The following is a 27000-nucleotide window of genomic DNA, read 5'->3' as shown; positions in this document are numbered from 1 at the left end:
ATGGCGGATATCGCGGTGATTTTTCACTGGCCGCCGTCAGAACTGTACTCCCTTAGCGTGACCGAACTCCTCTTATGGCGCGAAAAAGCGCTACAGCGAAGCGGAAACCACCATGAGTAATAATGTCAGTCTTCAGGAGCTGCTTAAGGCAGTCGACCGGGCAACCCGACCGCTTAACGCTCTCCAGAACGCCAGCCTCACTCTCGCGAGCGATATCCGCGATGCGCAGACGGCGCTGGGGGCGCTTGATGAGCAGGCGGGGCGTATTGACGGCTTCAGAAAAGCAAATGCCCGGCTCGCCACGACGGAGCAGTCGCTTGCTCAGGCGAAACAGCAGGCCGCGGCGCTGGCGGTACAGTTTAAAAACACGCAAAACCCCACCCAGGCGCAGGCTGATGCGCTGACTGCAGCCCGAAAATCGGCAGTCGACCTGAAGCATGAGTACAACAGCTTACGCTACTCGGTACAGCGTCAGCGTACTGAACTCGCTCAGGCGGGAGTGAACACGCGCACGCTCTCGTCGGATGAACGTCGTTTAAAAAGTCACATCAGCGAAAAAACGCAGCAGCTTAACCGACAGCGGGATGCGCTGGCCCGCGTCAATCAGCAGCAGGAGCGGCTGAGTACCGTTCAGAATCGCTACGAGTCAGGCAAACGCGTTACCGCGCGGGTGCGTCAGCTTGCGAATACGGGCGTGGGCATCGCAAAAGCGGGCTTTGACCAGACGTCCCGGTTTATCGCCCCTGGCATCAGCTTTGAAAAGCAGATGTCGGCCATTCAGGCAAACCTTGGCCTGGCGAAGGGGGATTCCCGGCTTGAGACGATTCGCCAGCAGGCGCGGGACGTTAGTGCCAGGACCGGAGTACCTGCAGATACGGTCCTCCGGGCACAAACCGAACTGACTCGTTCAGGCTATGACGCCGATGGGCTACTTGCGGCCACCGCGCCAACGGTCAACCTCAGCCTGGCGGGGAGTGTCGACGCGGCTAAAGCGGCCGATATGATCGCCAGCACGCAGGCCGCGTATAGTCTGGCCGATACGGATGCGGGACGCATCGCAGATGTGCTTACGCGCGGTTTTACCTCTTCGAATACCAGCCTCGCTGAGATGGTGGCGGCCGTCACCTCCGCTGCGCCCGCTGCGGATGCCGCCGGTATGGGGCTTGAAGAGACCACCGCGCTGCTGGGCGTTCTGGCGGAAAAAGGAATGAAAGGCGCTGCCGCGGGGGACGCGCTCAGCGCGATGTTGCGCCATGTTCAGACTCCGGATGCCATAAAAGCTGCGGGGGCGCTGGCTTCCGCTGCGGGTGATGGATCGCTTGATGAAAAACGCCAGCAGTTGCAGGGGGCAAAGGGCAGTATCGCGCTCGCAGCTTCCGTGCAGACCGATAATCTTGACGGCGATATCAACCGATTCCAGGCCGCGTGGAACGGGTTGAAGATTGATGTATTTGATAAAGCGGATGGCGCTCTGCGCAACCTGATAACAACCGCAACCGGCTGGCTTGGCACGGCCTCCCTTTGGGTGAATGCCAACCCTGAGCTGACGCAGACCCTCGCCAGCATCGTTGTCGGCGCGCAGGCGTTCGCTGGCGTACTGGGCGGCGTAGGCACGGTTATCGGCCCGGTTCTGACGGGCGTCAATATGGTTATTACCGCGGCCGGGATGTTGGGAACGGTATTCAGCGTGGTGGGCGGCGCCATCATGACGGTGCTGGGTGCCCTTAGCTGGCCGGTGATTGCCCTTGGCGCGGCGATTGCTGCCGGAGCCTTACTGATTTTTAAATACTGGGAGCCCATCAGCGCCTTCTTTGGCGGGGTGATGGAAGGGCTTTCAACGGCTTTCGCACCGCTGGGGGCGCTGTTCTCACCGGTGATGGCGGTGTTTGACTCTATCTCGGAGAAGCTGGGCGGTATCTGGCAATGGTTCACCGACTTGATTACGCCGATCAAGGCGACGCAGGAAACGCTGGATGGCTGTAAAAACGCTGGCGTGATTTTTGGTCAGGCGCTGGGCGATGCGTTAATGGCACCGCTTGATCTCTTTAATAGCCTGAGCGGCAAGGCCAGCTGGCTGCTTGAGAAGCTCGGCATTATCAAAAACGAGTCGGGCGATCTCGACGCCGCTGCGGCAAAAGCAGAAGCGGCATCCTCACCGTCGGGCAGCGCTTATATTCCAGGCGCGGGGATCTCTGGCGGCAGCCTGGGGTATCAGCCGACCATCGCTACTGGAGGACGCTCTTACGTCGATCAGAGTAAAAGCGAATATCACATCACGCTGCAGGGGGGCACGGCCTCCGGAACGGATCTGACGCGTCAAATCCGGGAGACGATAGATAATATTGAACAGGATAAAGCGAGACGGCAGCAATCCAGCTTTATGTATAGTTGAGGAGAGAGAAAATGTTAATGGTGCTGGGTCTGTTTGTCTTTGAACGACGAACCTTACCGTATCAGTCAATGATATTCACAAAAGACTACCGCTGGGCATCCAGCGCTCGCATCGGGAAACCCAAAGCCTGGCAGTACCTTGGCGAAGGTGAGACATCCTTTAGCCTCTCCGGCTTACTTTACCCGGAACTCACGGGAGGGCGGCTTTCGCTCAAGGCGGTTGAGCTGATGGCAAATGAGGGGCGGGCATGGCCGCTGATAGACGGTACCGGCATCATTCACGGCATGTTTGTCATTGAGAAAGTCACGCACACGCATTCGGATTTTTACAGTGACGGTACCGCCCGAAAAATTGAGTTTACCCTGTCGCTAAAACGCGTGGACGAATCGCTGATGACGACGTTTGGCGACCTGCGAACGCAGACCTCAGAGCTGGTGGAAAGCGCACGGAATAGCATTGGAGGGCTGGTGGGATGATCGCCGAAATGAATATCCGGGCGGGTGGGAAAATCGCCCCTGATTTTATGCTTAAGCTTGACGATCGTGATATCACGCAAAATTTCAGCCATCGTCTTATCAGCCTGACCATGACCGACAAACGGGGGCTGGAAGCCGATCAGCTGGATATTCTGCTGGATGATTCCGACGGGCTGCTGGACTTGCCTGCCCGGGGGGCAAGGCTGTCCTTATGGCTGGGATGGGAGGGAACCCCGCTCGAGGAGAAAGGGGACTTTACGATTGATGCGATTCATTTCCGGGGCGCGCCAGACACGCTGACCATCCAGGGATTCAGCGCAGATTTTCGTGGAAAGCTAAACGTGCGGCGCGAACAGTCGTGGCATGACACGACGATTGGCGCGATAGTCGATACCATCGCTCAGCGTAACCAGTTGATCGCCAGCGTCGCGTCGGGGCTTGCATCCATCGCCATCTCTCATATTGACCAGTCTCAGGAGACAGACGCGGCGTTCCTCTCCCGCCTTGCTGAACGTAATGGAGCATTTGTTTCAATCAAAGCCGGGAAGATAATCTTTATGAAAGCGGGCCAGGCCGTGACGGCCAGCGGCACTCCGCTTTCCTTAATGATGATTGAACGTGGGGATGGAGATAAGCACCTTTTTTCCATAACTGACCGTGAAAATTATTCCGGCGTAACGGCCAAATGGCTGCAAACGCGTGACCCCAAACAACAAAATCCTCAATTGAGTATTAATCGTCAGTCCGGAGGGCAGCAGACAGAAGCACTGCAGCACCCGGATGCTGCCGCACCGGTAGCGGGAGCAGCAGGCAAGGAGCAGAAACCGCAAGAGAGGCTGGTGGGATCGGCGGAGAACGTATTTGAGCTAACCACGGTTTATGCCTCTGAAGAGCAGGCGCTCAGGGCCGCAGAGGCTAAGTGGCGCGCGCTTCAGCGGGGAACCGTAGAGTTTTCCATCCAGCTTGCCCTGGGACGCGCCGATCTGTTCCCCGAAACGCCGGTGCTGGTAAACGGTTTTAAACGCGTCATCGACGAGCAGGCGTGGATCATCAGCGAGGTGGTGCATACCCTCAACGATAGCGGATTTACCACGCAGCTTAAGCTTGAGCTGAACGTCAGCGACGAAAAATTTACTGTTGATAGTGAGTAATGTAGTTGCTATTGGTTTTATTTTGGGTATTATTGATTCACAAAATGTGAATTAAGTGGAGGGGTACATGTTTCATTGTCCTAAGTGCAAGCACTCTGCGCATGCGCGTACCAGTCGCTATCTAAGTGAAAATACCAAAGAGCGCTATCACCAGTGCACCAATGTGGACTGCAGCTGTACGTTCGTGACGATGGAGTCCGTGGAGCGCCTTATCGCAACCCCGGGCGCCTCTGAGCGTGTCCGAACGGCTTCGCTGAACCACGGTTAGCTGCTCAAAAAAACCAATAAAAAAGCCACTCAGTCGAGTGGCTTAATCATATGATTCTAAAAACAAAATTTGGTGGCCCCTGCTGAAAGAATTTTCACCAGGGGAATTAATCTGTGAACAGAAAAATTAATCAGGCTCAGCCTCGGAGATAAATGGCTTGATCTCCAGGTGAAACAGGAAACCACCAGACAGCAGAGAAAAAATAAAATCAGTCGCCGCCGGTGGCTTGATCAGCCTAGCTGAACAATGGCCGCAGGCGTTCAATCTGACAAACCCCGTCCACTCGCCGTGGGCATAATCGACGACATAACCCCCTTTCCCGATGCTGCTGGCGCTGGCGGCCACTATGCGGTGCTTTACGCTCTGAATAGTAAGCCGTGCGGCGAAATCACCTCAGAAGATCGCCAGCATGCTGTCGAATGTCTGTAAGCAATGAAGCAGGTGAAAGCACAATTTTCTGACCAGGTAGAATATGACCGCGTAAAAAAGTCGAAAGTCTGACTTTAAAAAACTCCACCCTTTTCAACTTTAAAATATTCAGCATATTTATTGGCTTTTTTTATTTATATAAATATTTTATCGGGGTTTCAATCGTTATAAAAAATTACATTTTGATAAAAATAGTGGCTGTAAGGTTTTGTTAATTTCTCAACTAAATGGAATTAATAAAATGGCTGTTCCCGCATATATTTGGCTTTATAACTCTACTGGAACCCTGATTCAAGGGAGTAGCAATGTTCTACTGCGTGAAGGTGCTATTGAAATGCAGAGCTTTAACCACGGCGTGCATATCCCTTACGATAATACTTTTGGGAAACTTACGGGGACGCGTGTGCATGACCAGTTAAGTTTTACCAAAGAGCTCGATAAGGCTACACCTTACCTGAATCGTGCCGTCTGTCAGGGCGAGACACTCCAGCAGGCAATCATTAAATGGTATCGGATTAATGACGCAGGCGTAGAGGAAGAATTCATGCACGTTATTTTGAAAAACGTCAAAGTGGTGGCTGTCACGCCAGTGATGCACAATTTTAAAAACACTGGCGGTCAAATGAATAACCCTACTGAATCCGTGTCGCTGGCGTATGAAAGCATTACCTGGCTATATCTCGACGGGAATATTTCTTACACAGACTCATGGAACCAGCGAGTGGTGGCCTGATGATCAGTTGCCGGGTTGATTTTAACCATCTTTACGACGAGGGGCGCGTAGCCCGTTTGGATGTGGGCGGGGTAGGTTCATTTCCGGTGTTTTCCGGGCTGGGCGATCTCGCCAACAAACCTGAATGTTCGTACATGACAAATGCCACCGTCCCTCCAGGGAGTTACTGGATTGTAGATCGTCCGTCTGGTGGATTATTTTCTCACAGCCAGACATGGTTCAAACACGCATTTACCGGAAATAACTACTACGACTGGTTTGCCCTGTTCCGCAAAGACGGTGTAGTGGATGACTACATGACCTTTGACGTTGACAGTTCGCATCACTATCAGCGGGGTCATTTTCGCCTGCATCCACCGCGTCCAGATGGTTCTGGCATCAGTGAGGGCTGCATCACCTTCTTTCTTTCGCGTGATTTTTACATAGTACGTGCTGCTCTGTTGAAGGCTCACCGGCACCGGATTCTGCAGGGGGATAAACTCTGGGCTTATGGTGATATTACGGTGATTGGTAATGCCTCAGGGAGTTGCGATGTCACGCTCCGCTAAGTGGTCGTTACGCCTGCTGATGTTTCTGACTATCACGTTTGCGCTGATGCTCTCAGGGGTATTCGACCCGCTGGCCGACAGCATGAAATATACCGTCACGAATCTCATGAATTACATCCCGACAGAGAAACTGGAACCTTACCCAGACCGTGTTGAGGATAATTATTTCACGATGTACATCATGTTTAATGCGCTGGTAGCCGCTGTGATCGTTTTTAGCGGGGAAAAGCTTGTCTTATTAGCGCGCAATTCATAAAACAGTTGTGCAGTTCTGACGGGTTATAGCAGGCCCACCACCAGCAACTAACAAACGCCCCGCGTAGGGGCTTTTTTTGGGGAGTTAATTTTGCGAATTCGCAGTTAAGTACTCCGTTAAAAGTACACAATTAGCAGTTTCCGGTTTTTCGCTTCAATCCTGATATCTGTAAATGGTTGTTTTATTTGTTGATTGCGTCGTAAAAAACGTATTCGCATTCGGGGAGCTGCGAACTGCACAGCTTACATTTAATCATTTTGGAAACTACCAGCATATTGTGCTCCACCCTGCTTGCAGGGCGATAGTGTAGCTGGCATGCCTGTCAGGCTTGTTTTCTTACGGTAAACCTCATGAATTTTCGTTTTGTGATTTTCAAAAATGGTTTTTGCGTTGATTGCTATGAGCAAAAGGAAAAGGCAGCGTTAACTGATAAGCTTTTCCGGTTGAGTCAACTTTCATTGGCGGATATCCGCCAGCAGGACCGGCATAAGCTCGGATACGAAAAAATCTCCCGTAGCTCATTCAAAGCAGCTATTCCTGCCAATGTAACCGAAGACGTAGAACTTATGGCATTTCGATTTTGCAGTAAGGCACCTATGGTGGGTTACAAGCGTAATGCTACCTTTTACGTTATCTGGCTGGACAGATCATTTACGCTTTATAACCATTCCTGACACGTTCCCATACTGACCATCTGGAACCTCGCTATTGAACTACCACCATCATTAGACTCGTAACAGAAAAGCTAAATATACAGATGTATATTTAGCTTTTCTGTATCGTTTATCTTGCTGCATACCCATCGATAGGAGGTGGAAGATCAATCCCTGAGGCTTTTGTTTTGCGGAACGGCCCGCTTCATCAAATTTTTACACCCGCGAAAATAAAAAAATGAGGTGATGTGATAAAAAGGGCCATTAACTTTATTAGTCATACATGTAAGGCAGTTCACCCGCCAGCATGATTATAGTGTCCCTTGCTTTCATGCCGGTATAGCCCCTGCTCATTGTGTACAGGTGAGCGCTATCAGGGCTATTTTCATAACCCCGAGAGGTTAGAAACTCATTGTATCTTTCACGTTCCTGCTGCCTTTCAATAGACTGAAAGTATAATTCCTGAGGTGTTGGGCGCCGTGGGCTCATGCTTTATCCCTTCGTTGAGTGTGGTTAGAAAGTTTATCTTTTTAACGGCACGTAGTCACGATAGTTAACCATGCTTCCCTTTGCGGAATATCCCGGCATATCCCAAAAAAGCAAAAGGGCCAACGATATCTCGTCAGCCCTTGCTGTATCTGGTGGCCCCTGCTGGACTTGAACCAGCGACCAAGCGATTATGAGTCGCCTGCTCTAACCACTGAGCTAAGGGGCCGTGGCGGTGAATTATAAAGTAACTCCCCGCAGCAATCCAGCCATTCACACCTGCCTGCTGTTTTTATAAACAACGCATAATCAATCCTTTATACTTCTCTGACGATGTATCGAGCGGGAGTAAAGATGATCAACGATATTCTGGCCCCAGGCCTGCGGGTGGTGTTCTGCGGAATCAACCCGGGTAAGTCCTCGGCGCACACCGGTTTTCACTTTGCCCATCCGGGTAATCGCTTCTGGAAGGTGATCTACCAGGCCGGGTTTACCGACAGGCTACTCAAGCCGGAAGAGGAACAGCATCTGCTGGACACGCGCTGCGGGATCACCATGCTGGTCGAGCGGCCTACGGTACAGGCGAGCGAGGTCAACCTGCATGAGCTGCGCAGCGGCGGACGGGAGCTGATCAAGAAGATAGAGGATTATCAGCCGGCCGCGCTGGCGATCCTCGGCAAGCAGGCCTACGAGCAGGCGTTTAGCCAGCGTGGAACGCAGTGGGGCAAGCAGAGCATCACGATTGGCGTTACGCAGGTGTGGGTGCTGCCGAACCCGAGCGGGCTCAACAGGGCGACGCTGGATAAGCTGGTAGAGGCGTATCGGGAGCTGGATGAGGCGCTGATGGTGCGAGGGCTTTAATCCTCTGCGGCCTGATGCCCTCACCCTCTCCCCACATGACTGAGGGATCCCCACAACGTTATGGCAGCACGGAACAGTCCCCTCGCCCCCCCGGGGAGAGGGTTAGGATGAGGGGAATATACGGCCGTGGTGGTCATTCCGTTCACTTTATGTTCCTTGCTACTCTGTCACGACATGACCTGTGAACGTGCCAGGGTGGCTCAGTCGCCACCACCCTGGCGACCCGGGCTCCCGGCGGTAAATCGCCGCTTCGCGGTGCCCTCGGCTTATTCCTTCCGGCTTGTCGGGTACGGGCGGAGGTAACGTCCCTGTAAAGCCCGCCCTCTCGGCGCATCCATGCGCCTCGCCCCGGCCTGCAGGAAACGCCTCAGCGATTTACAGCCGGACCAGAGCATCGCTGAAAGTCTTCACTCGTTCTGAAACAAGGTTATTGCTTCTGCTTATAAATTACTGGGGAGCCCACAGTCCAAAGGGAGAGGGTATAAACAAAAAAAAGCTCCCGATTGGGAGCTTTTTCACTGTCAGGACCGATTAATCGTCCAGGAAGCTACGCAGCACTTCAGAGCGGCTTGGATGACGCAGCTTGCGCAGCGCCTTCGCTTCGATCTGACGGATACGTTCGCGGGTAACGTCGAACTGTTTACCCACTTCTTCCAGCGTGTGGTCGGTGTTCATATCAATACCGAAACGCATACGCAGGACTTTCGCTTCACGAGCGGTCAGGCCGGCCAGAACGTCGTGCGTCGCAGCGCGCAGGCTCTCGGTGGTGGCAGAGTCCAGCGGCAGCTCGAGGGTGGTATCCTCGATGAAATCACCCAGATGCGAATCTTCATCATCACCGATTGGTGTTTCCATGGAGATTGGCTCTTTGGCGATCTTCAGCACTTTACGGATCTTGTCTTCCGGCATCAGCATGCGCTCGGCCAGCTCTTCCGGCGTCGGCTCGCGGCCCATCTCCTGCAGCATCTGGCGGGAGATACGGTTGAGCTTGTTGATGGTCTCAATCATATGCACCGGAATACGGATGGTGCGCGCCTGATCCGCGATAGAGCGGGTGATAGCCTGACGGATCCACCAGGTTGCGTAGGTGGAGAACTTGTAACCACGACGGTATTCAAACTTATCTACCGCTTTCATCAGACCGATGTTGCCTTCCTGAATCAGATCCAGGAACTGCAGACCACGGTTGGTGTATTTCTTGGCGATAGAGATAACCAGACGCAAGTTCGCTTCAACCATCTCTTTCTTCGCGCGGCGGGCTTTTGCTTCACCGATGGACATACGACGGTTGATGTCTTTAACCTGCTCGATGGTCAGGCCGGTCTCTTCTTCAATCTGATGCAGTTTCTGCAGGCCGCGATGTACGTCGTCCTTCACGTCGTGCAGTTTTTCAGACCACGGCTTGTTCATCGCGATAGCCGCGTTGAACCAGGTTTCGCTGGTTTCGTTGCCGGTGAAGAGGGTGATGAAGTTCTTCTTCGGCATTTTGCATTGCTCAACGCACAGCTTCATGATGATGCGTTCCTGGGTACGTACGCGATCCATCATCACGCGCATGCTGTTTACCAGGTAGTCGAACTGTTTTGGCACCAGGCGGAACTGTTTGAATACCTCAGACAGTTTCAGGATCTCTTCCTGAGCGGCGGCATGGCTGCGGCCTTTCGCTTTGATGGTGTCGCGCGTCACTTCGTACTGGGTACGCAGCTCGGCAAACTTCTCACGCGCCAGCTCCGGGTCGATGCTGTTGTCATCGTCCGCGGTGTCGTCGTCGCTCTCTTCCTCATCTTCGTCTTCGTCATCATCCATCTCTTCCTGAGACAGTTCAGAACCGACGTGAGTGGCGGTAGGTGCCATATCTTCTTCAGCGTTCGGGTCGACAAAACCGGTGATCAGGTCGGACAGGCGCGCTTCTTCTGCTTCAACGCGATCGTACTGCTCCAGCAGATAGGTGATCGCTTCCGGGTACTCGGCAACGGAGCACTGAACCTGGTTGATCCCGTCTTCGATGCGTTTTGCGATGTCAATTTCGCCTTCGCGGGTCAACAGTTCAACGGTACCCATTTCGCGCATGTACATGCGGACCGGGTCAGTGGTACGCCCGATTTCAGATTCCACGCTGGACAGTACCTGTGCAGCAGCTTCTTCCGCATCTTCGTCAGTGTTGTTGGAGGTTTCAGCCAGCAACAGATCATCGGCATCCGGTGCTTCTTCCATCACCTGAATGCCCATGTCATTGATCATTTGGATGATATCTTCGATTTGATCTGAATCGACAATATCTTCCGGCAGATGGTCATTGACCTCGGCATAGGTCAGATAGCCTTGCTCCTTACCACGTTGGACAAGAAGTTTCAGCTGTGACTGCGGGTTTTGCTCCATAAGACGGTATCCACACTTAATTCGTTTGATTGGTGTCGGCGATGGGGCTGCCAACCTTTAAAGCGAGGGCGTACTTATATTTTTGCCGCTGCCTCTCAGTGCGGCTGCCGGGGGCTTCCCGATCGATATTCGGCACTTAAGCCGTTAAATTTTTTATTTCTTCGCCAGTTCCTGGTTAATCATCCAGAGCTCCCGGCGTTCTTCGCTGCTTAAACCGTGTGTGCGCTCGCGAGCTATCAACTCTTCCTGGCGCAGCTCAAGCATCGAATCAAACATATGGTTGAGTGAGTCGGTGAACGTTTTTTCTGCAATGTCCTTATCTGCTATATCGTCCCACATCGACAATTTTTCAAGGGTAGCGGCCTCTTTTGTGCCGCGATAATGCTCTAAAAGTTGTCCGGTGGTCAGACCTGGCTGAGACAAACACGTGTTGACCAGTTCTGAAAATAAGCCAAGCCCGGGCAATTTTTCGTGGTTTAAACCCGCCAGCGACGGCACCTGCGGCGCAAGCTCAGGGTTTTGGACCAGCAACCCTATCAGTATACGCATGGTTGTGCGTTTTAGCTGAGGCGCGGGGCGAACCGTGCCGTTTTCAGCCTGTTTTGGCATTAAACGTTCAAGCTGGCTGTCATCCAGAATGCCGAGCTTGTTGCCTAACTCCTGACGCAGATAGATGCGCAGCGTTTCGCCGGGCACCTGGCTGATTAACGGCAGCGCCAGCGTGCTGAGCTGCGCGCGCCCGTCAGGGGTACTCAAATCGACCTGCGGCATCAGGCTGTTAAACAAAAACGTGGAGAGCGGCTGAGCCTGCTCCATCCGCGCTTCAAACGCCGCTTTGCCCTCTTTACGCACCAGCGTATCCGGGTCTTCGCCGTCGGGCAGAAACATAAAGCGTAGCTGACGCCCGTCGGTCATATACGGCAGCGCGGTTTCCAGCGCGCGCCAGGCGGCGTCGCGCCCTGCGCGGTCACCGTCGTAACAGCAGATGACGTTGTTGGTCACCCGGAACAGCAGTTGAATATGATCGGCGGTGGTGGACGTCCCTAACGACGCAACCGCGTAGTTGATGTCGTACTGCGCCAGCGCCACGACGTCCATATAGCCTTCGACGACCAGAAGACGCGGAGGTTCCGCATTATCCTGCTGCGCCTCATAAAGACCGTACAGCTGGCGGCCCTTATGGAAAATATCGGTTTCCGGGGAGTTGAGGTATTTCGGCAGGGCATCACCCAGCACGCGACCACCAAAACCTATTACCCGGCCACGCTTGTCGCGGATCGGGAACATCACCCGTTCGCGGAAGCGGTCGTAGCTTCGTCCCTGGTCGTTAGTGACCAGCATGCCTGCATCGATGAGAGACTTACGATCTTCGCTATTGCCGCCAAAACGCTTTAACACGTTGTCCCAGCCGGGCGGGGCGTAACCAATAGCGAAACGCGCAATGACATCGTCGCTCAGTCCGCGCTTGTTCAGATACTGACGCGCAGGCTCAGCCGCAGATTGCTTAAGAGACTGTTGGTAAAACGAATTCAGGCCATCCATCAGTTGATACAGCGTTTGCCGTTGATGGCGCTCGATCTGACTTGGCCCACTGCCTGCTTCATACGGCACTTCAAGGTTATGCATCGCCGCCAGCTCTTCGACGGTTTCAACGAACTCGAGCTTGTCGTAGTTCATTAAAAAATCGACGGCATTACCGTGTGCGCCACAGCCGAAGCAATGGTAGAACTGCTTTTCACCGTTTACGGTGAAGGAGGGGGTTTTTTCGTTATGGAACGGACAGCACGCATGATAGTTCTTGCCCTGCTTTTTTAGCTTTACCCGCGCGTCGATGAGATCGACGATGTCGGTTCTGGCAAGCAGGTCATTGATGAAAACGCGTGGGATTCTTCCGGCCATATGCCCCAAAATTTTAAGCGACTTATAAACGAAAACAAGCCGCGCATTCCTTCCGGAAGCACGGCCTTACGACTATTACTCTGTCTGTCAATTGAGGGCTGAGGCCCTCAACCAATTAGTACAGACGAGTACGGCGTGCGTTTTCGCGAGCCAGTTTCTTCGCGTGACGTTTCACAGCGGAAGCTTTAGCGCGCTTACGTTCGGTCGTTGGTTTTTCATAAAACTCACGACGACGAACTTCAGCCAGAACACCTGCTTTCTCGCATGAACGTTTGAAGCGACGCAGTGCTACGTCGAACGGCTCGTTTTCACGTACTTTAATTACCGGCATGTAACTCTCACCTTTAATAAATTCGGTTTGCCGCTGGCATCAACGCCAGCTTATTTCAAAATGGTGCGGAATTTTACTGCAAATGCTGCTGCTTTGTAAAGCACCGATGCGATTTTGAAAGGGACTTTAATAAGGGTGAGGAGTATACACGAGCCTTCTTCCTGGGGCGAACAAAGTTTTACATCAACCCGCCCAGGCTCTACACTGCGCGGTATTGAAACGAGGTAAAACAAGTCATGCGTGTACTGGGTATTGAAACATCCTGCGATGAAACCGGCATCGCCATTTACGACGACGAAAAAGGGCTTCTGGCCAACCAGCTGTATAGTCAGGTGAAATTGCACGCTGACTACGGCGGCGTCGTACCTGAACTGGCCTCTCGTGACCACGTGCGTAAAACGGTTCCCCTGATCCAGGCGGCGCTGAAAGAGGCCGGGTTGAGTTCAAATGATATCGACGCTGTGGCCTATACCGCAGGCCCGGGCCTGGTCGGCGCGCTGCTGGTCGGCGCAACGGTTGGCCGTTCACTGGCGTTTGCATGGGATGTGCCGGCGATCCCGGTTCACCATATGGAAGGGCACCTTCTGGCGCCGATGCTGGAAGAGAATCCGCCTGAATTCCCGTTTGTGGCGCTGCTGGTCTCCGGCGGCCATACGCAGCTGATTAGCGTAACGGGCATTGGCAAGTATGAGCTGCTGGGCGAATCGATCGACGATGCCGCCGGTGAAGCGTTCGACAAAACCGCCAAGCTGCTGGGTCTGGATTATCCTGGCGGCCCGATGCTGTCAAAAATGGCGTCGCAGGGAACGGAAGGGCGCTTTGTCTTCCCGCGTCCGATGACCGATCGTCCGGGGCTGGATTTCAGCTTCTCCGGGCTGAAAACCTTCGCCGCGAATACGATTCGCAATAACGATGACAGCGAGCAGACCCGCGCCGATATCGCTCGCGCGTTCGAAGATGCTGTGGTGGACACGCTGATGATCAAGTGCAAGCGCGCGCTGGATCAGACCGGCTTTAAGCGTCTGGTGATGGCGGGTGGCGTCAGCGCTAACCGCACGCTGCGCGCGAAGCTCGCCGAGATGATGCAAAAGCGTCGCGGGGAAGTGTTCTATGCCCGTCCGGAATTCTGCACCGACAACGGCGCGATGATCGCTTACGCGGGAATGGTGCGCCTGAACGCGGGCGCAACGTCCGACCTGAGCGTGTCCGTGCGTCCGCGCTGGCCGCTGGCGGAACTGCCGGAGGCGTAATCCCTCACCCTAACCCTCTCCCCACAGGGAGAGGGGATCGTTTGACTACACCCGCAGCATCCCTTTCTCTTCCAGGAACGCAATAATCGTCGCTAACCCGTCACCCGCCTTCAGGTTGGTAAAGGTCCATGGACGCTCGCCGCGCATGCGGTTAGTGTCGCGCTCCATCACCTCCAGCGACGCGCCGACGTACGGCGCGAGGTCGGTTTTATTGATCACCAGAAAATCGGATTTGGTGATCCCCGGCCCGCCTTTACGCGGGATTTTTTCCCCTTCGGCCACGTCGATCACGTAGATGGTCAGATCCGCCAGCTCCGGGCTGAACGTCGCGCTCAGATTGTCTCCGCCGCTTTCAACGAAGATCAGATCCAGATTGCCGAACTTCTCGCTTAACGCTTCCACCGCCGCCAGGTTCATCGAGGCATCTTCCCGGATGGCGGTATGCGGACAGCCGCCCGTCTCTACGCCCACGATGCGCTCCGGCTCCAGCGCGCCTGCCTCGGTCAGGATGCGCTGATCCTCTTTGGTGTAGATATCGTTGGTCACCACCGCAAGATGATACGTGTCGCGCATCGCCTTGCAGAGCGCTTCCAGCAGCGCGGTTTTGCCCGACCCTACCGGGCCGCCCACGCCCACGCGCAGGGGATGTTTGTAATCAGCCATGTTGACTCCTCAGGAACGGAATAGTCGTGAATATTGGGTTTCGTGGCGCGCGGAGGCGATGGCGGACAGCGGCGTTGCTGCCCCCAGCGCGTCGTCGCTACGCAAAAATGCCTGTTCAAGCCCGGCGGCGTAATGGTCGCCCAGTTCGATAATCAGCTGCTGCGCGGCCTGTTGCCCAAACGGCACCAGCTTGACGCCCGCCATGACCGCGCTCTCCATCCAGCTGTAGCCGAGGCTCAGCGCCAGCTCGCGCGCGCTAATGCCCCAGCGCACGCCGAGCCAGGCCATGCCGCAGAGCTGGCTTTGCATAAACAGCGGCAGCCATTCGGGCGGACAGTCAGGTTCCCAGCTCTTAATCAGCCGCGTAAACGCCGCTCCACGGTTGCGCTCCTCTTCGCGCAGCTCGCGCGTTTCCCGGCAGGCGAGCAGCCAGGACGTCCAGCGTTTGGCATTGGTAAGATCGCTTTTCTTACAGGCCTGATAAAGTCGGATAAACAGCGGCAGGTCGACGCAGTAAAAGCTCTGCTCCATCTGCTGGATTTGCCAGCGTTTGAACGCGTCGGCGTCGGTGACCCAGCCTGCCTCAACGGCCCACTCCAGCCCCTGCGACCAGGTAAACGACCCGACCGGCAGGCTGCTGCTGGAGAGCTGCATCAGGCGCAGCCTCTGGCGGGCGTGCTCCATCAGCTCATCAGCGCCAGCAGGGCAGAGACGATCAGCCCGCCGCCGAAGGTTTTACGCAGGCCGTCGTGACGGCGCAGCAGCAGCCCCGCGGCAAAGCTGGCGCACAGCACCGTGGCGCTGGCGAGCATAAAGCCGCTGGTGAAGAGCCAGAAGCTGTGGCCGGACATCTCCACGCCGTGCGCCCAGCCGTGGAACATCGCCAGGGCAGGTACCGCCAGCAGCAGACGTTTTTCGGTTTTAAACATCATCACGCCGGATACCGCCAGCGAGGCGATAATCAGCATCTCCATGCCGCTGAAGCCGCCGAGCAGGCTGCCCGCAATGGCGCCGACAAGCATCATCCCGAGGGTGGCAAACGGCAGCAGGAGTTTGCGACCGCTCAGGGCCGAGAGCACGCCTGCGCCCGCCAGCATCAGCAGGTGATCGAGCCCTGTCAGCGGGTGGAGAAATCCGGCCTGGAAGCTGTCGGTGCCGTGGCCGGGATGCGCGAGCGCGGGAACGGAAAAAGCCAGCAGTAACAGCGGTAAATACTTGCGCATGATGAATCCTTAATGTGAATGAGCGTGAGAATGGCTGTGGCTGTGGGCATCGCTGGCGTACGCGCCTGCTTCCGGTTCAAACGGCAGGCTGGCGTAGGTCACGTCCAGACCGAACTGGCGCAGCATGTTGTCGAGAACGTGGTCGTGGTGATAGCGCAGCTCGCCGGGCATGACCTGTAGCGGCACGTGGCGGTTGCCCAGGTGGTAGCAGGCGCGGGCGAGCAGGAACGGATCGGCGCAGCGCACCACGGAAACCGACTCCGGGGCGGCGATCACTTCGATGACCTCGCTGCCGTCGTCGGTAGTCAGCAGGTCGCCCCCGCGCAGCAGCAGGCCGCGCGGCAGCATCAGCCCGGCTTCGCGGCCGTCGTTCAGCGCTACGCGGGCGCGGCTTTTCACCCGCACGTCAATCGGCAGCGTGACGCTGGCGGTAATCGGATGCGCATGGTCCAGGCGTTGGGTTAAATAGATCATCATCACTCCTCAAAACAGGAAATAGCGTTGCGCCATCGGCAGAACGTCAGCCGGTTCGCTGGTTATCAGTTCACCGTCGACGCGCACCTCGTAGGTTTGCGAGTCGACGGTGATATTCGGCTGCAGGCCGTTGTGGATCATGTCCGCCTTTTTCACCGTCCGGCAGCCTTTCACCACCGCGGTGGCGCTTTGCAGGTTGAGCTGCTGCGGGATGCCGTTCGCACTGGCGGCCTGCGAGATAAACGTCAGTCGGGTAGCGTGGCGCGCGGCGCCCAGCGCGCCAAACATCGGGCGGTAATGCACCGGCTGCGGCGTAGGGATCGAGGCGTTGATATCGCCCATTGGCGCGCAGGCGATCATCCCGCCCTTGACGATGGTGGCGGGTTTGACGCCGAAGAACGCCGGGGACCAGACCACCAGATCCGCCAGCTTGCCCGTCTCAATCGAACCGACTTCATGGGCGATGCCGTGGGTGAGCGCCGGGTTAATGGTGTATTTGGCGACGTAGCGCTTCACGCGGAAGTTGTCGTTCTCGCCGGTCTCTTCCGGCAGCGCGCCGCGCTGGACCTTCATGCGGTGCGCCACCTGCCAGGTGCGGATAATCACTTCTCCGACGCGGCCCATGGCCTGTGAATCTGACGACGTAAGCGAGAACGCGCCGATGTCGTGCAGCACGTCTTCCGCGGCGATGGTTTCACGACGAATGCGGGATTCGGCAAACGCCACGTCCTCGGCGATATCCGGATCGAGGTGATGGCAGACCATCAGCATGTCGAGATGCTCATCGATGGTGTTCACCGTATAGGGCAGCGTCGGGTTGGTGGAGGAGGGCAGAATATTCGGGTGCGCGCAGGCGGTGATAATATCCGGCGCGTGGCCGCCGCCCGCGCCTTCGGTGTGGAAGGTGTGGATGGTGCGCCCGGCAATGGCGGCCAGCGTGTCTTCGACAAACCCGGACTCGTTCAGCGTGTCGCTGTGCAGCGCCACCTGAATATCCATCTCGTCAGCCACCTCCAGCGAGCAATTGATGGCGGCGGGCGTTGCACCCCAGTCTTCGTGGATCTTCAGCCCGATGGCGCCCGCGGCGATTTGTTCGCGCAAGGCGTCCGGGCTGGAGCCGTTACCTTTGCCGAGCAGGCCAATATTCACCGGCAGCGTATCGGCAGCCTGCAGCATGCGGGCGATATACCACGGCCCCGGCGTACAGGTGGTGGCGTTGGTGCCCGCCGCCGGTCCGGTGCCGCCGCCGATCATGGTGGTGACGCCGGAGACCAGCGCCTCTTCCGCCTGCTGCGGGCAGATCCAGTGGATGTGGGTGTCGATCCCGCCGGCGGTGACGATCTTCCCCTCGGCGGCAATCACTTCCGTTGCCGCGCCAATCGGGATCGTCACGCCGGGCTGAATGTCCGGGTTCCCGGCTTTGCCGACGGCGAAGATCCGTCCGTTCTTGACGCCGATATCGGCTTTTACGATCCCCCAGTGATCGACGATCAGCGCGTTGGTAAGAACCAGATCCACGCAGCCGTCTGCGGTCATCTGCCCCTGACCCATACCGTCGCGGATCACCTTTCCGCCGCCGAACTTGACCTCTTCGCCGTAGACCGTGAGATCGTCTTCCACTTCGATCCACAGCTCGCTGTCGGCCAGCCGCACTTTATCTCCGGTGGTGGGGCCGAACATATCGGCATACGCCCGGCGCGAAATGTCAGCCATGTTTCACCTCGCCCATTACCTCGCCGCGAAAGCCGAAAATGCGCTGCGCCCCCGTGACCTGAACCAGCGTCACTTCCCGCTTCTGGCCGGGCTCGAAGCGCACGGCGGTGCCCGCCGGGATGTTCAGTCGGAAGCCTTTGGTGGCTTCCCGATCGAACTTCAGCGCCGGGTTGACCTCGTAAAAGTGATAGTGCGATCCAACCTGAATCGGCCTGTCGCCGTGATTTTCGACAACCACGCGTTGGGTTTCACGCCCGACGTTGAGGGCAATCGTTCCGGGCTGGATCTGGTATTCACCTGGGATCATCACGCGCTCCTTAGACGATCGGGTTGTGGACGGTGACGAGCTTCGATCCGTCCGGGAAGGTGGCTTCGACCTGAATATCCGGGATCATCTCCGGGACGCCCTCCATTACCTGGTCGCGCCTCAGGACGTGGCGGCCCGCCTCCATCAGCGAGGCGACGGTTTCGCCATCGCGCGCGCCCTCCATAATGAAGGCGCTGATCAGCGCGACCGATTCCGGGTAATTGAGCTTTACCCCGCGCGCAAGGCGGCGTTCGGCAACCAGCGCGGCGGTGAACAGCAACAGCTTGTCTTTTTCTCTGGGGGTCAGTTCCATAACGTTTCTCTTATGTCTGCCAGATACGCGGCGAACAGGCATTTTTGGTGGTGAGAAGCGGGCGAAGCGACTGCCAGATGTCGCGCATCACCCGCTGGCAAATCAGGTTGTCGTCGGAGAGAAAACGCACCGACAGCAGATCGTCAGTGAGCGTTGCACCTGCGTAATTCTCCAGCGGTGCGAGCCGTTCGCGCACCGCGTCGAGATGTTCTTCTTTGGCCGGATAGAACAGCAGCGTGCCGAGCCACGGACGTCCGGCGACGGGCGTGAGATCGCCGTCGCTAAGATGCTGACGCTCAATCAGGCGCGGCTCGTCATCTACCCACACCTCCAGGCGGCTCTCCAGCGTGCCGTGGCTGAATGTCTCACCGATCACCGGGCGGCCCAGGCAGTACAGCTCCCACGCCAGCAGCGTGCTGGAGGCCTTCAGGTGGAAGACGGAACGCAGCGCGGCATTCGCGCCGGGGAAGATAATGGTGTCCTGCGGCAGCCACTCCAGCGTGGAATTTTCATCGAGGTAAAAATGCTGGTTCAGACGGGCCTGCGGGCCGCTGCTGCGATAGAACTTGCTGGCCCCGGGCATGGTGATGAGCGAGTGGCTTTTGGCGTCCAGCCGAACGGAAATGTCCAGCGTATCGCCGCCCACAATCCCGCCTGGCGGGTGCAGCAGGTAAAGGTGGCAGGTTTCGCCTTCTGGGTAAAACGGACGTTGAACGGTGAGCGGCCCGACGTGGTGGGCGGAGTACAGGAGGGTTTTCTCAGGGGTGTGACAAAACTGCAGGGCAAGCGACGCCTGCCAGCCTTTATACGTATTATCAGTGACCTGAGCTGCTAACATGCTGCATCCATTTCCACACCATCGGGATACGTTTCAGTATGCCCTGGCGGAAATGAAGCCTGTCATATGAGTCGCTTATGGATGGCCAGGCAGGAGAAATACAAAAGCACGGCCGGGGCCGTGCTCTGTATAAGCAATGACGAGACTATTTCAGGTGCTCATGCAACGCTGCACCTGCCTGCTCAAGCGCAACTTTCACCGTTGGCTCCTGGCTCAGCGGGTTAAGCAGGCCGTAGTCGTGGATCATGCCGTTATAGCGCGTGACGGTCACCGGGACGCCAGCCGCATCCAGTTTACGCCCGAATGCTTCACCTTCATCCCGCAGAACGTCCAGCTCAGCCGTCTGGATCAGCGTCTCGGGGAAGCCTTTCAACTGCGCGGTGCTGGCGCGAAGCGGAGAGGCAAGGATATTGTTGCGATCGGCAGCGCTGGTGGTGTAGTTATCCCAGAACCATTTCATCATGTTTTTCGACAGGAAATAGCCATTTTCGAACTGGCTATACGAGGCAGTATCAAAATTCGCATCGGTAACTGGCCAGAGCATGACGTTGTAGCGAATCTTTGGCCCATTGAACTGTTTGGCCTGCAGCGCCACCGAAGCCACCATATTGCCGCCCACGCTGTTACCCACCAGACCCAGACGGCTACCGTCCACGCCAATTTCCTGACCGTGCCCGGCGACCCATTTTGTCGCTTCATAGGCCTGATTAATTGCTACCGGGAAATGGGCCTCAGGTGACGGGGTGTAATCGACGTAAACCGCAGCGGCACCCGAAGCGCGAACAAGATCGCGGATTAAGCGTTCGTGGGTAGGGAAGTCACCCAGCACCCAACCGCCGCCGTGAAAGAACATAAAGGCGGGAAGCGTGCCGCTGGCGTTTTCAGGTTTCACTATTTTCAGTTTGATTGCCTGACCATTTACCTGGATCGTTTTTTCAGAAACCTGAGCGGGCGGCAGTTTTGCGCCTTGCTGCGCGCCAATCAGTACCTGGCGGGCCTCCTGCGGGGTCATCTGTTCCATTGGCTTACCCTTGCCGGAATTCAAAACATTAAGAAATGCCTGTACGCCTGCGGTCGGGGTTGGGGTATTGATGGTTTGAGCGGATGCCGCGGCTGACGCGAAGACGGAAGAAACCAGGATGGCGGTTAGTGTTTTCATGGTAATGCCTCTTTAAGCGTATTTGATCGGATGAGATAACTAAGTAGCGTGCTACTTAGTTGCTGACATAATACTTGCGCGCAAGATACTTTTAGTCAAACATTATTTATAATTTTTTCATGCAACCGATTCGGAGTTGATAGAAAAATGAAAGAAAACAAAACGCTAGACGATTTACTTTGCTTCTCACTGTACTCGGTCACCAACGCGTTTGTTCGCCAGTATCGCCCCTTACTGCAAGAGATGGATCTGACCTATCCGCAATTCGTTGTTTTGATGGCGCTTTATGAGAAAGACGACATTCCACTTCGCGATCTCAGCGATAAGACGTTTTTTGATTCGGGCACATTGACCCCGCTTGTACAAAAGCTTGAGGCAAAAGGATTCCTCAACCGTATCGCGGTTGTGGGTGATGAAAGGATGAAAAATGTTGTACTGACCGACAAGGCCAAAGACCTGAAGAAACGGGTGATGGCATTGCCGGATCAGATTCGCTGCAGCATGAGGATGAATGACGATGAGCTTGAGACGCTAAAAAAACTTTCCCGAACGCTGCTCGACGATTTGTAATAACCCTTCGGTGGGTTGAACCCACCGAAGTAATGTGTCGTTACCGATAGTCCTCTGCATCCACATCATATCCGGACGGTTCCCAGCGGATCGCCAGCAGCGACGCCAGGCCGATAAACGGCGCCAGCGCAATCACCCAGAACACGGCGGTATCCAGCGAGGCGACCAGCAGCGGGAACAGAAACAGCGACAGCGTCGAGCTGCTGCGCATCAGCGTCTGGTTGAGGCCCACGCCCACGCCGCGCAGCGAGGTTGGGTAGCTCAGCGAGGCAAACGTCATGGTATGCGCGCCCGGGCCGAAGCCCTGACCGAACAGGAATAGCGCCAGCATCGCCACGGCGAGCACCCCTTCAGAGGCACCGTCTGGTCTGCCAATCAGCGCCAGACCCAGTAGCGCCACAAGCTGGCAGGCATAACCCGCCAGCGACATCCGCCAGGCGCCGAAGCGCGGCACGTAGCGTACCGCCAGCAGTCCGCCGACGAAGGCAAACAGCAGGTTAAGCGCCAGAGAAATGAGAATGGTGGTGAGCATCGACTGGACGAAGAAGCTGGAGATGATCACCGGCAGGCCAAACGCCACGGCGTTATAGGCAAACGACGAGACCACGGAAAGCAGCGTGGCGAGCGTCGTGCGACGCAAGTAGATGCCGCGGAACAGGTTCAGATAATTTGACCATTTCGCTTTATTCACGACAGGGGCTGGCTGGCCGAGCGCGTCCTGCGGTACGTGGGCGTTGATGTTGTACGACTGCCGCAAAATGGACGCTGCCTCTTTCAGGTTGCCCTGATTCGCTGCCCAGACCGGAGATTCGCTCATATAGCGGCTGCGGATGGCGATAATCACCAGCGCGGGCACCGCGCCAAAGCCGAGAATCAAACGCCACAGCCAGTCGCTGTGGCTCTCCGGCAGCACGGCGTAGAAGAAAAGCACCAGCAGGTAGGAGATGCTGATGGCGGCATACCAGGTGGGGCACCACATCGCGACGCTGGAAGCCTTATTTCCGGGCCCTTTTAGCCTGGCGAACTCGCTTAAAAACGCCATCGCCACGGGAAGGTCGATCCCGACCCCCAGCCCCATCACAAAGCGGGCACCCGCGAGCACATATTCGTTCGGGGCCAGCGCACAGGCTATCGCTGCCACCACGAAGAACACCATATCAGCCATAAAAACGCGGTAGCGCCCGATTTTATCCGTGAGATAGCCGCCTAGCAGCGCCCCGACAATGGCACCAAAGGTAATCGCCGAGGCCACCATACCGGTACCGGCGGGCGTCAGGCTAAATTCGCGGGTGATGTCTTTAATGCCGAACGCCAGCGCGCCCAGATCGTAGGCATCGAGGAAAATGCCGCCCAAAGCGATACCGACCACGATACGGGCGTTTGTCCGGCCCTGAGAACCGTCATTAACGAGGCGTGATACATCCGAAGCGCTGCGCACCCACTGGATGTCGCCATCAGGGGGAATACCTGCCGTTGAAAGGGGAGTTGATTCTGTGATTTCAGCCATTTTCTTCTTATGTGGTTGTGTTGTGTCCCTAACAGTTACCACAGGCAGAAGGTGACCAAAATCACATTTGGCTATAAGGCATAACTAACCCTTTGGAGCGTCTTTTTTCTTTCTCTTGAGCTTCGTCCAGATTTTGGTCTCCTGACGACGCCACAGGCGCTGAATATTGTCGTGATGGCGCAGCAGGATAAGACAGGAGAGCATCGACACCGGGAAGGTGAACTGGGGTTTGAACCACCAGACGTAGAACGGGGCGATCAGCGCGCTGACGATTGCGCCCAGCGACGAATAGCCGCTCAGAAGAATGGTGAGCAGCCACGTCCCGGCCATTACGCCGGTGAGATCCCAGCCGATAGGTGCAATGGCACCAAAGGCGGTCGCCACACCTTTACCGCCTTTAAAGCCGAAGAATACGGGCCAGATGTGGCCGACGCAGGCAGCAATCGCAATGAGCCCCAGCCAGAACGGCGTGACGCCCAGCGCATAGGCGCCCCAGACGGGCAACATCCCTTTCAGAACATCAAAAATCAAAACCGCTACGGCTGCTCCCTTGCCGCCAATTCGTAGTACGTTGGTCGCCCCCGGATTCCCGGAACCATTTTCACGCGGGTCAGGTAACCCGGCAATGCGGCAGACCAGAATGGCGCTGGAGATTGAGCCGCAAAGATAGGCGAGGAGGATCATTCCAGGCGCGATTGCACTCATAACGCTGTTCCGTTTTGAAAATGTATCTGTATTCTCAGCATCTGTGGATAATACGCATAATTCGCCGGAAGTGGTATCCGGTTTAGCCAAAAAGCAGGCAGGTCGTGATGGATATTGTATTTATAGAGCAACTTTCGGTAATCACCACAATTGGTGTTTACGACTGGGAACAGACCATCGAGCAGAAACTGGTGTTCGATATCGAAATGGGGTGGGATAACCGCAAATCGGCAAAAAGCGATGACGTGAACGACTGTCTGAGCTATGCCGATATCAGTGAAACGGTCATCGCCCACGTTGAAGGGCAACGTTTTGCGCTGGTCGAACGGGTGGCGGAAGAAGTCGCAGAATTGCTGTTGAAAAAATTCAACTCACCGTGGGTGCGCATCAAGCTGAGCAAGCCGGGCGCGGTGGCGCGAGCTGCCAACGTAGGGGTCATTATCGAGCGTGGCACAAATCTGAAAGGAAAGATTTAACGTCATAATAGCTAAACCATTTTAGGTTATACCGGTCTCAAGACTGTATCTTATCGGTTGTCCGTATGGGACACCGTTTTTTTATATCTTTTTAGGGGTTTATAGATGAGCGATATGCACTCGCTGCTGGTGGCGGCAATACTGGGTGTGGTCGAAGGATTGACGGAGTTTTTGCCGGTCTCCAGTACGGGCCATATGATTATCGTTGGCCATCTGCTGGGCTTTGAAGGCGATACCGCAAAAACGTTTGAAGTGGTGATCCAGCTGGGGTCTATTCTGGCGGTGGTCGTGATGTTCTGGCGTCGCCTGTTTGGCCTGATCGGCATCCATTTTGGCCGTCCGCCTCAGCACGAGGGGGCCGGTAAAGGTCGTCTGTCACTGATCCATATTCTGCTCGGGATGATCCCTGCGGTGGTGCTGGGCCTGGTGTTCCACGACGTCATCAAATCTCTGTTTAACCCGATTAACGTAATGTACGCGCTGGTGGTGGGAGGCTTACTGCTGATCGCCGCGGAAGTGCTGAAGCCAAAAACGCCGCGCGCGGAAGGCCTGGACGACATGACGTATCGTCAGGCGTTTATCATTGGCTGCTTCCAGTGTCTGGCGCTGTGGCCGGGCTTCTCGCGTTCAGGCGCTACCATCTCCGGCGGGATGCTGATGGGCGTAAGCCGTTACGCCGCGTCAGAGTTCTCGTTCCTGCTGGCGGTGCCGATGATGATGGGCGCCACCGTACTCGACGTCTATAAGAGCTATCACTTCCTGACGGCTGGCGACATTCCGATGTTCGCCGTTGGCTTCATCACCGCCTTTATCGTGGCGCTGATTGCCATTAAAACCTTCCTGCAGCTGATTAAGCGTATCTCGTTTATTCCGTTCGCGATCTATCGCTTTATCGTGGCGGCTGCGGTGTACGTGGTCTTCTTCTGACCGATGGCCCTCAGTCTTTCGGCTGAGGGCAATGCTTTTCCTTCCAGTCCGACACCGCCTGAATTCGCCGTTTCGTGAGCTCTTCGCGAATTTCCGGTCCTTTGAATCCTGCTTCGACAACGTCCTTCGTGGGCACCGCTTTCGCTACGTCCCAGGCTTTACGCAGTAACCGTCCCTGCGGGTAATCGCACGCTTCAAACCCGGTTCGACCGCGCACGTCAGCTTCGCTGGTCAGCGCGATTTGCTCTACGCGCTGGGGTTTGCGCCAGGCGTCGATGTTATCGAAAAGCTTAACGATGGTGGCCGGTTTCAGGATAGGGAAGGTGTGGATCAGATCGTGGAACTCGGCCACCAGTTTCGCCAGATCGCGGATCTCGTTCGGCACGCGCAGACGCTGGCACAGCCCCTCGACCAGCTTCACCCCTGCCGGGCCGTGCCCGTGGTGGCGAGGCCAGAATTCTTTTGGCGTTAGGCCTTTGCCGAGATCGTGGCACAGGGTGGAAAAGCGCACGTCCACGTCAGGGCTGAGCATGGCGGCCATGCTCAACGTCATCAGCGTGTGTACGCCGGTATCAATTTCCGGGTGCCATTTCGCCGGAGCAGGCACGCCGAACAGCGCGTCTATTTCCGGGAACAGCACCTTCAGCGCGCCGCAGTCGCGCAGGACCTGGAAAAAGACCTGCGGGTTGCGCGTGGTGAGGGCATTTTCCGTCTCTTTCCAGACGCGCTCTGGCGTCAGGTGTTCAAGCTCGCCCGCCTCGGTCATGGCGGTCATCAGCGCCATTGTTTCATCGGCAATACGGAAACTGAGATGGGCGTAACGCGCGGCAAAGCGCGCCACGCGGAGCACGCGGAGCGGATCTTCTGAAAACGCCGGGGAGACGTGACGCAAAAGGCGGTTGCGCAGATCGTCCTGACCGCCATAGGCGTCTACGATCTGCCCGTCTTCGTCCTGCGCCAGCGCGTTGATGGTGAGATCGCGGCGCAGGAGATCTTGCTCCAGCGTGACGTCCGGCGCGGCATAGCAGGTGAAGCCCGTATAGCCCGAGCCCGATTTCCGCTCGGTACGCGCCAGGGCATACTCTTCACGGCTTTTCGGGTGCAGGAACACGGGAAAATCGCGGCCTACCTGCTGGTAGCCCGCGTCGAGCATCTCTTCAGGGGTGGCGCCAACCACCACCCAGTCTTTATCTTTGACCGGCAGACCTAACAACGCATCACGTACCGCACCACCGACAAGATAACTCTTCACGCCCAACTCTCCCGTTTTCTCTTTTCCAGAATGATACGTAAGTCTGGCAGAGAAGACGAATTAGTTCATCCAGCGGTCTTTACGCTTGCGGCTTGGGATCAGATGCGGCAGCACCAGACCCAGCACCAGACCCACGCCCAGCACGCCGCCGCCATACATAAACCACTGCATGATGATGGTGCGCTGTTTGTCGTCGAGCTGCAGATTAGCGGCATTCACCTTCTTCTGCGCGACAATCAGCTCGTTTTTCAGTTTCTGGTTCTCTTCTTTCAGACCGTTAATCACACCGTCGCTTTGCGCCACTTTCTGCTGCATTTCAGCGGTGCGCTGGTTCCAGGTGCCGTCGATGTTGTTCAGCTTATCGGTCAGGGTCTTCACCTGGTTTTCCAGATCCGGCACGCGGGTGCGCAGGCTTGGCACGGTGCTCAGCTCTTTCAGCGGGATCCAGGACGTACGGCCGGTACTGTCGCGAACCTGACCGTAATTGGTGTCCGCGTTGGTCTGTAACAGGGTGACTTCCTCGCCGGCATTCACCGTGCCCACGAGGCGATAATTATCTCCAGGGCCACTGCGTACCCAGGTGTTCAGTTCGTCAGAAACGTAACGCTTCTCTTCAGCGTGCACTGCGGTTGCGGCGCTAAAAGCGAGTAAAGTAAGTCCAATCAGGCGTAATTTAAGCATCATTAGTCGTTATTTTCATAAATAGTGGAACGATAGTAGTGGCAACAGTGTCTCTACGCAAAGCATTCGTCAGCAATCAG

Annotated in this window: 31 protein-coding genes and 1 tRNA gene; 14 read left to right on the top strand and 18 right to left on the bottom strand. The window is 56.1% G+C overall.

The annotated features are described in order from the left end of the window. The 5 genes from SPG90_RS14420 to SPG90_RS14400 all read left to right on the top strand — a co-directional run bounded on the left by SPG90_RS14420 (nucleotide 1) and on the right by SPG90_RS14400 (nucleotide 4287). The gene (locus SPG90_RS14420) at nucleotides 1-120 is read left to right on the top strand and encodes a GpE family phage tail protein (protein WP_023616176.1); all 120 of its coding nucleotides are present in this window, start codon (nucleotides 1-3) and stop codon (nucleotides 118-120) included. Next, entirely contained in the window at nucleotides 113-2392 is a 2280-nt protein-coding gene (locus SPG90_RS14415) for a phage tail tape measure protein (protein ID WP_047174850.1), read from the top strand. The genes SPG90_RS14420 and SPG90_RS14415 overlap by 8 nt, the downstream gene beginning before the upstream one ends. 11 nt (nucleotides 2393-2403) lie before the next feature. Further along, on the top strand, nucleotides 2404-2868 hold the full coding sequence (locus SPG90_RS14410) for a phage tail protein (RefSeq protein WP_126303110.1): 465 nt from the start codon (nucleotides 2404-2406) through the stop codon (nucleotides 2866-2868). Continuing rightward, complete coding sequence (locus SPG90_RS14405) at nucleotides 2865-4019, top strand: phage late control D family protein (protein ID WP_126303109.1); 1155 nt, start codon at nucleotides 2865-2867, stop codon at nucleotides 4017-4019. The genes SPG90_RS14410 and SPG90_RS14405 overlap by 4 nt, the downstream gene beginning before the upstream one ends. A gap of 67 nt (nucleotides 4020-4086) precedes the next feature. Continuing rightward, nucleotides 4087-4287, top strand: coding sequence for an ogr/Delta-like zinc finger family protein (locus tag SPG90_RS14400; protein WP_029741756.1), 201 nt, complete (start codon nucleotides 4087-4089; stop codon nucleotides 4285-4287). 126 nt (nucleotides 4288-4413) lie between these two features. On the opposite strand, the gene SPG90_RS14395 is transcribed toward SPG90_RS14400, so the two are convergent. Next, nucleotides 4414-4632, bottom strand: a complete 219-nt coding sequence (locus SPG90_RS14395; protein WP_063408917.1) for a hypothetical protein — start codon at nucleotides 4630-4632, stop codon at nucleotides 4414-4416. A gap of 325 nt (nucleotides 4633-4957) precedes the next feature. On the opposite strand from SPG90_RS14395, the gene SPG90_RS14390 reads away from it, so the two are divergent. From SPG90_RS14390 to SPG90_RS14375, 4 genes are all read left to right on the top strand, one after another. Then, nucleotides 4958-5449: an Hcp family type VI secretion system effector gene (locus SPG90_RS14390; protein WP_126303108.1), complete on the top strand. Its 492-nt coding sequence runs from the start codon at nucleotides 4958-4960 to the stop codon at nucleotides 5447-5449. Continuing rightward, the gene (locus SPG90_RS14385) at nucleotides 5449-5997 is read left to right on the top strand and encodes a DUF2778 domain-containing protein (protein WP_047173619.1); all 549 of its coding nucleotides are present in this window, start codon (nucleotides 5449-5451) and stop codon (nucleotides 5995-5997) included. The genes SPG90_RS14390 and SPG90_RS14385 overlap by 1 nt, the downstream gene beginning before the upstream one ends. After that, a complete protein-coding gene (locus SPG90_RS14380; RefSeq protein WP_045404077.1) occupies nucleotides 5981-6253 on the top strand; it encodes a hypothetical protein in 273 nt (90 codons plus the stop codon). Before SPG90_RS14385 ends, SPG90_RS14380 begins: the two co-directional genes overlap by 17 nt. Before the next feature lie 350 nt (nucleotides 6254-6603). After that, nucleotides 6604-6927: a hypothetical protein gene (locus SPG90_RS14375; RefSeq protein WP_045404074.1), complete on the top strand. Its 324-nt coding sequence runs from the start codon at nucleotides 6604-6606 to the stop codon at nucleotides 6925-6927. Between the two features lie 618 nt (nucleotides 6928-7545). On the opposite strand, the gene SPG90_RS14370 is transcribed toward SPG90_RS14375, so the two are convergent. Then, nucleotides 7546-7621, bottom strand: a tRNA-Ile gene (locus tag SPG90_RS14370). Nucleotides 7622-7746: 125 nt separating this feature from the next. Here SPG90_RS14370 and mug point away from each other — a divergent pair. Next, nucleotides 7747-8253 (top strand): G/U mismatch-specific DNA glycosylase, encoded by a 507-nt coding sequence (gene mug, locus SPG90_RS14365; RefSeq protein WP_023309229.1) that lies wholly within the window; start codon nucleotides 7747-7749, stop codon nucleotides 8251-8253. Between the two features lie 531 nt (nucleotides 8254-8784). Here mug and rpoD read toward each other — a convergent pair. The 3 genes from rpoD to rpsU all read right to left on the bottom strand — a co-directional run bounded on the left by rpoD (nucleotide 8785) and on the right by rpsU (nucleotide 12862). Then, on the bottom strand, nucleotides 8785-10632 hold the full coding sequence (gene rpoD / locus SPG90_RS14360; RefSeq protein ID WP_023309228.1) for an RNA polymerase sigma factor RpoD: 1848 nt from the start codon (nucleotides 10630-10632) through the stop codon (nucleotides 8785-8787). A gap of 153 nt (nucleotides 10633-10785) precedes the next feature. Further along, nucleotides 10786-12531, bottom strand: coding sequence for a DNA primase (gene dnaG / locus SPG90_RS14355; protein ID WP_126303106.1), 1746 nt, complete (start codon nucleotides 12529-12531; stop codon nucleotides 10786-10788). A gap of 115 nt (nucleotides 12532-12646) precedes the next feature. Beyond that, nucleotides 12647-12862 carry a 30S ribosomal protein S21 gene (gene rpsU, locus SPG90_RS14350; RefSeq protein ID WP_001144069.1) on the bottom strand — a complete coding sequence of 72 codons (216 nt, stop codon included), beginning with the start codon at nucleotides 12860-12862 and terminating at the stop codon, nucleotides 12647-12649. Between the two features lie 236 nt (nucleotides 12863-13098). Between rpsU and tsaD the strand changes: the two genes are divergently transcribed. Then, complete coding sequence (gene tsaD, locus SPG90_RS14345; protein WP_029741753.1) at nucleotides 13099-14112, top strand: tRNA (adenosine(37)-N6)-threonylcarbamoyltransferase complex transferase subunit TsaD; 1014 nt, start codon at nucleotides 13099-13101, stop codon at nucleotides 14110-14112. Between the two features lie 45 nt (nucleotides 14113-14157). On the opposite strand, the gene ureG is transcribed toward tsaD, so the two are convergent. The 9 genes from ureG to SPG90_RS14300 all read right to left on the bottom strand — a co-directional run bounded on the left by ureG (nucleotide 14158) and on the right by SPG90_RS14300 (nucleotide 20802). After that, nucleotides 14158-14775, bottom strand: a complete 618-nt coding sequence (gene ureG, locus SPG90_RS14340) for an urease accessory protein UreG (protein WP_014071813.1) — start codon at nucleotides 14773-14775, stop codon at nucleotides 14158-14160. Nucleotides 14776-14784: 9 nt separating this feature from the next. After that, nucleotides 14785-15459 (bottom strand): urease accessory protein UreF, encoded by a 675-nt coding sequence (locus tag SPG90_RS14335; protein WP_045404065.1) that lies wholly within the window; start codon nucleotides 15457-15459, stop codon nucleotides 14785-14787. Further along, nucleotides 15459-15998: a HupE/UreJ family protein gene (locus SPG90_RS14330; RefSeq protein ID WP_023309225.1), complete on the bottom strand. Its 540-nt coding sequence runs from the start codon at nucleotides 15996-15998 to the stop codon at nucleotides 15459-15461. Before SPG90_RS14330 ends, SPG90_RS14335 begins: the two co-directional genes overlap by 1 nt. A 9-nt stretch (nucleotides 15999-16007) precedes the next feature. Beyond that, complete coding sequence (gene ureE / locus SPG90_RS14325; RefSeq protein WP_045404062.1) at nucleotides 16008-16472, bottom strand: urease accessory protein UreE; 465 nt, start codon at nucleotides 16470-16472, stop codon at nucleotides 16008-16010. A gap of 9 nt (nucleotides 16473-16481) precedes the next feature. After that, nucleotides 16482-18185 carry an urease subunit alpha gene (gene ureC / locus SPG90_RS14320; RefSeq protein ID WP_045404059.1) on the bottom strand — a complete coding sequence of 568 codons (1704 nt, stop codon included), beginning with the start codon at nucleotides 18183-18185 and terminating at the stop codon, nucleotides 16482-16484. Beyond that, nucleotides 18178-18492, bottom strand: coding sequence for an urease subunit beta (locus SPG90_RS14315; RefSeq protein ID WP_045404057.1), 315 nt, complete (start codon nucleotides 18490-18492; stop codon nucleotides 18178-18180). Before SPG90_RS14315 ends, ureC begins: the two co-directional genes overlap by 8 nt. A 10-nt stretch (nucleotides 18493-18502) precedes the next feature. Then, nucleotides 18503-18805, bottom strand: a complete 303-nt coding sequence (locus SPG90_RS14310) for an urease subunit gamma (protein WP_006811999.1) — start codon at nucleotides 18803-18805, stop codon at nucleotides 18503-18505. Between the two features lie 10 nt (nucleotides 18806-18815). Continuing rightward, nucleotides 18816-19643: an urease accessory protein UreD gene (locus tag SPG90_RS14305; protein WP_045404055.1), complete on the bottom strand. Its 828-nt coding sequence runs from the start codon at nucleotides 19641-19643 to the stop codon at nucleotides 18816-18818. A 145-nt stretch (nucleotides 19644-19788) separates the two neighbouring features. Continuing rightward, nucleotides 19789-20802: an alpha/beta hydrolase gene (locus SPG90_RS14300; protein WP_126303105.1), complete on the bottom strand. Its 1014-nt coding sequence runs from the start codon at nucleotides 20800-20802 to the stop codon at nucleotides 19789-19791. Between the two features lie 147 nt (nucleotides 20803-20949). Here SPG90_RS14300 and SPG90_RS14295 point away from each other — a divergent pair, with 147 nt between their 5' ends. Then, nucleotides 20950-21372, top strand: a complete 423-nt coding sequence (locus SPG90_RS14295; RefSeq protein WP_029740685.1) for a MarR family winged helix-turn-helix transcriptional regulator — start codon at nucleotides 20950-20952, stop codon at nucleotides 21370-21372. 40 nt (nucleotides 21373-21412) lie between these two features. Here SPG90_RS14295 and SPG90_RS14290 read toward each other — a convergent pair whose 3' ends face one another. Further along, nucleotides 21413-22879, bottom strand: a complete 1467-nt coding sequence (locus SPG90_RS14290; RefSeq protein WP_023309217.1) for an MFS transporter — start codon at nucleotides 22877-22879, stop codon at nucleotides 21413-21415. An 84-nt stretch (nucleotides 22880-22963) separates the two neighbouring features. Then, nucleotides 22964-23584 (bottom strand): glycerol-3-phosphate 1-O-acyltransferase PlsY, encoded by a 621-nt coding sequence (gene plsY, locus SPG90_RS14285; RefSeq protein WP_023309216.1) that lies wholly within the window; start codon nucleotides 23582-23584, stop codon nucleotides 22964-22966. A gap of 107 nt (nucleotides 23585-23691) precedes the next feature. Between plsY and folB the strand changes: the two genes are divergently transcribed. Both folB and bacA read left to right on the top strand, forming a co-directional pair. Beyond that, complete coding sequence (gene folB, locus SPG90_RS14280) at nucleotides 23692-24060, top strand: bifunctional dihydroneopterin aldolase/7,8-dihydroneopterin epimerase (RefSeq protein ID WP_023309215.1); 369 nt, start codon at nucleotides 23692-23694, stop codon at nucleotides 24058-24060. A gap of 105 nt (nucleotides 24061-24165) precedes the next feature. Further along, nucleotides 24166-24987 carry an undecaprenyl-diphosphate phosphatase gene (bacA, locus tag SPG90_RS14275; protein WP_023309214.1) on the top strand — a complete coding sequence of 274 codons (822 nt, stop codon included), beginning with the start codon at nucleotides 24166-24168 and terminating at the stop codon, nucleotides 24985-24987. A 10-nt stretch (nucleotides 24988-24997) separates the two neighbouring features. Here bacA and SPG90_RS14270 read toward each other — a convergent pair whose 3' ends face one another. Together SPG90_RS14270 and SPG90_RS14265 are read right to left on the bottom strand one after the other, a co-directional pair. Further along, nucleotides 24998-26239 (bottom strand): multifunctional CCA addition/repair protein, encoded by a 1242-nt coding sequence (locus SPG90_RS14270; RefSeq protein ID WP_023309213.1) that lies wholly within the window; start codon nucleotides 26237-26239, stop codon nucleotides 24998-25000. Nucleotides 26240-26299: 60 nt separating this feature from the next. Continuing rightward, a complete protein-coding gene (locus tag SPG90_RS14265; protein WP_024906484.1) occupies nucleotides 26300-26920 on the bottom strand; it encodes a TIGR04211 family SH3 domain-containing protein in 621 nt (206 codons plus the stop codon). Between the last annotated feature and the right edge of the window lie 80 nt (nucleotides 26921-27000).

Origin of the sequence: Enterobacter sp. D2, from assembly GCF_034427575.1 — a bacterium.
Taxonomy (GTDB): Bacteria; Pseudomonadota; Gammaproteobacteria; order Enterobacterales; family Enterobacteriaceae; genus Enterobacter; species Enterobacter cloacae_M.
The sequence above is the reverse complement of the archived record's forward strand: the minus strand, read 5'-3'. Positions and strand labels throughout refer to the sequence as shown.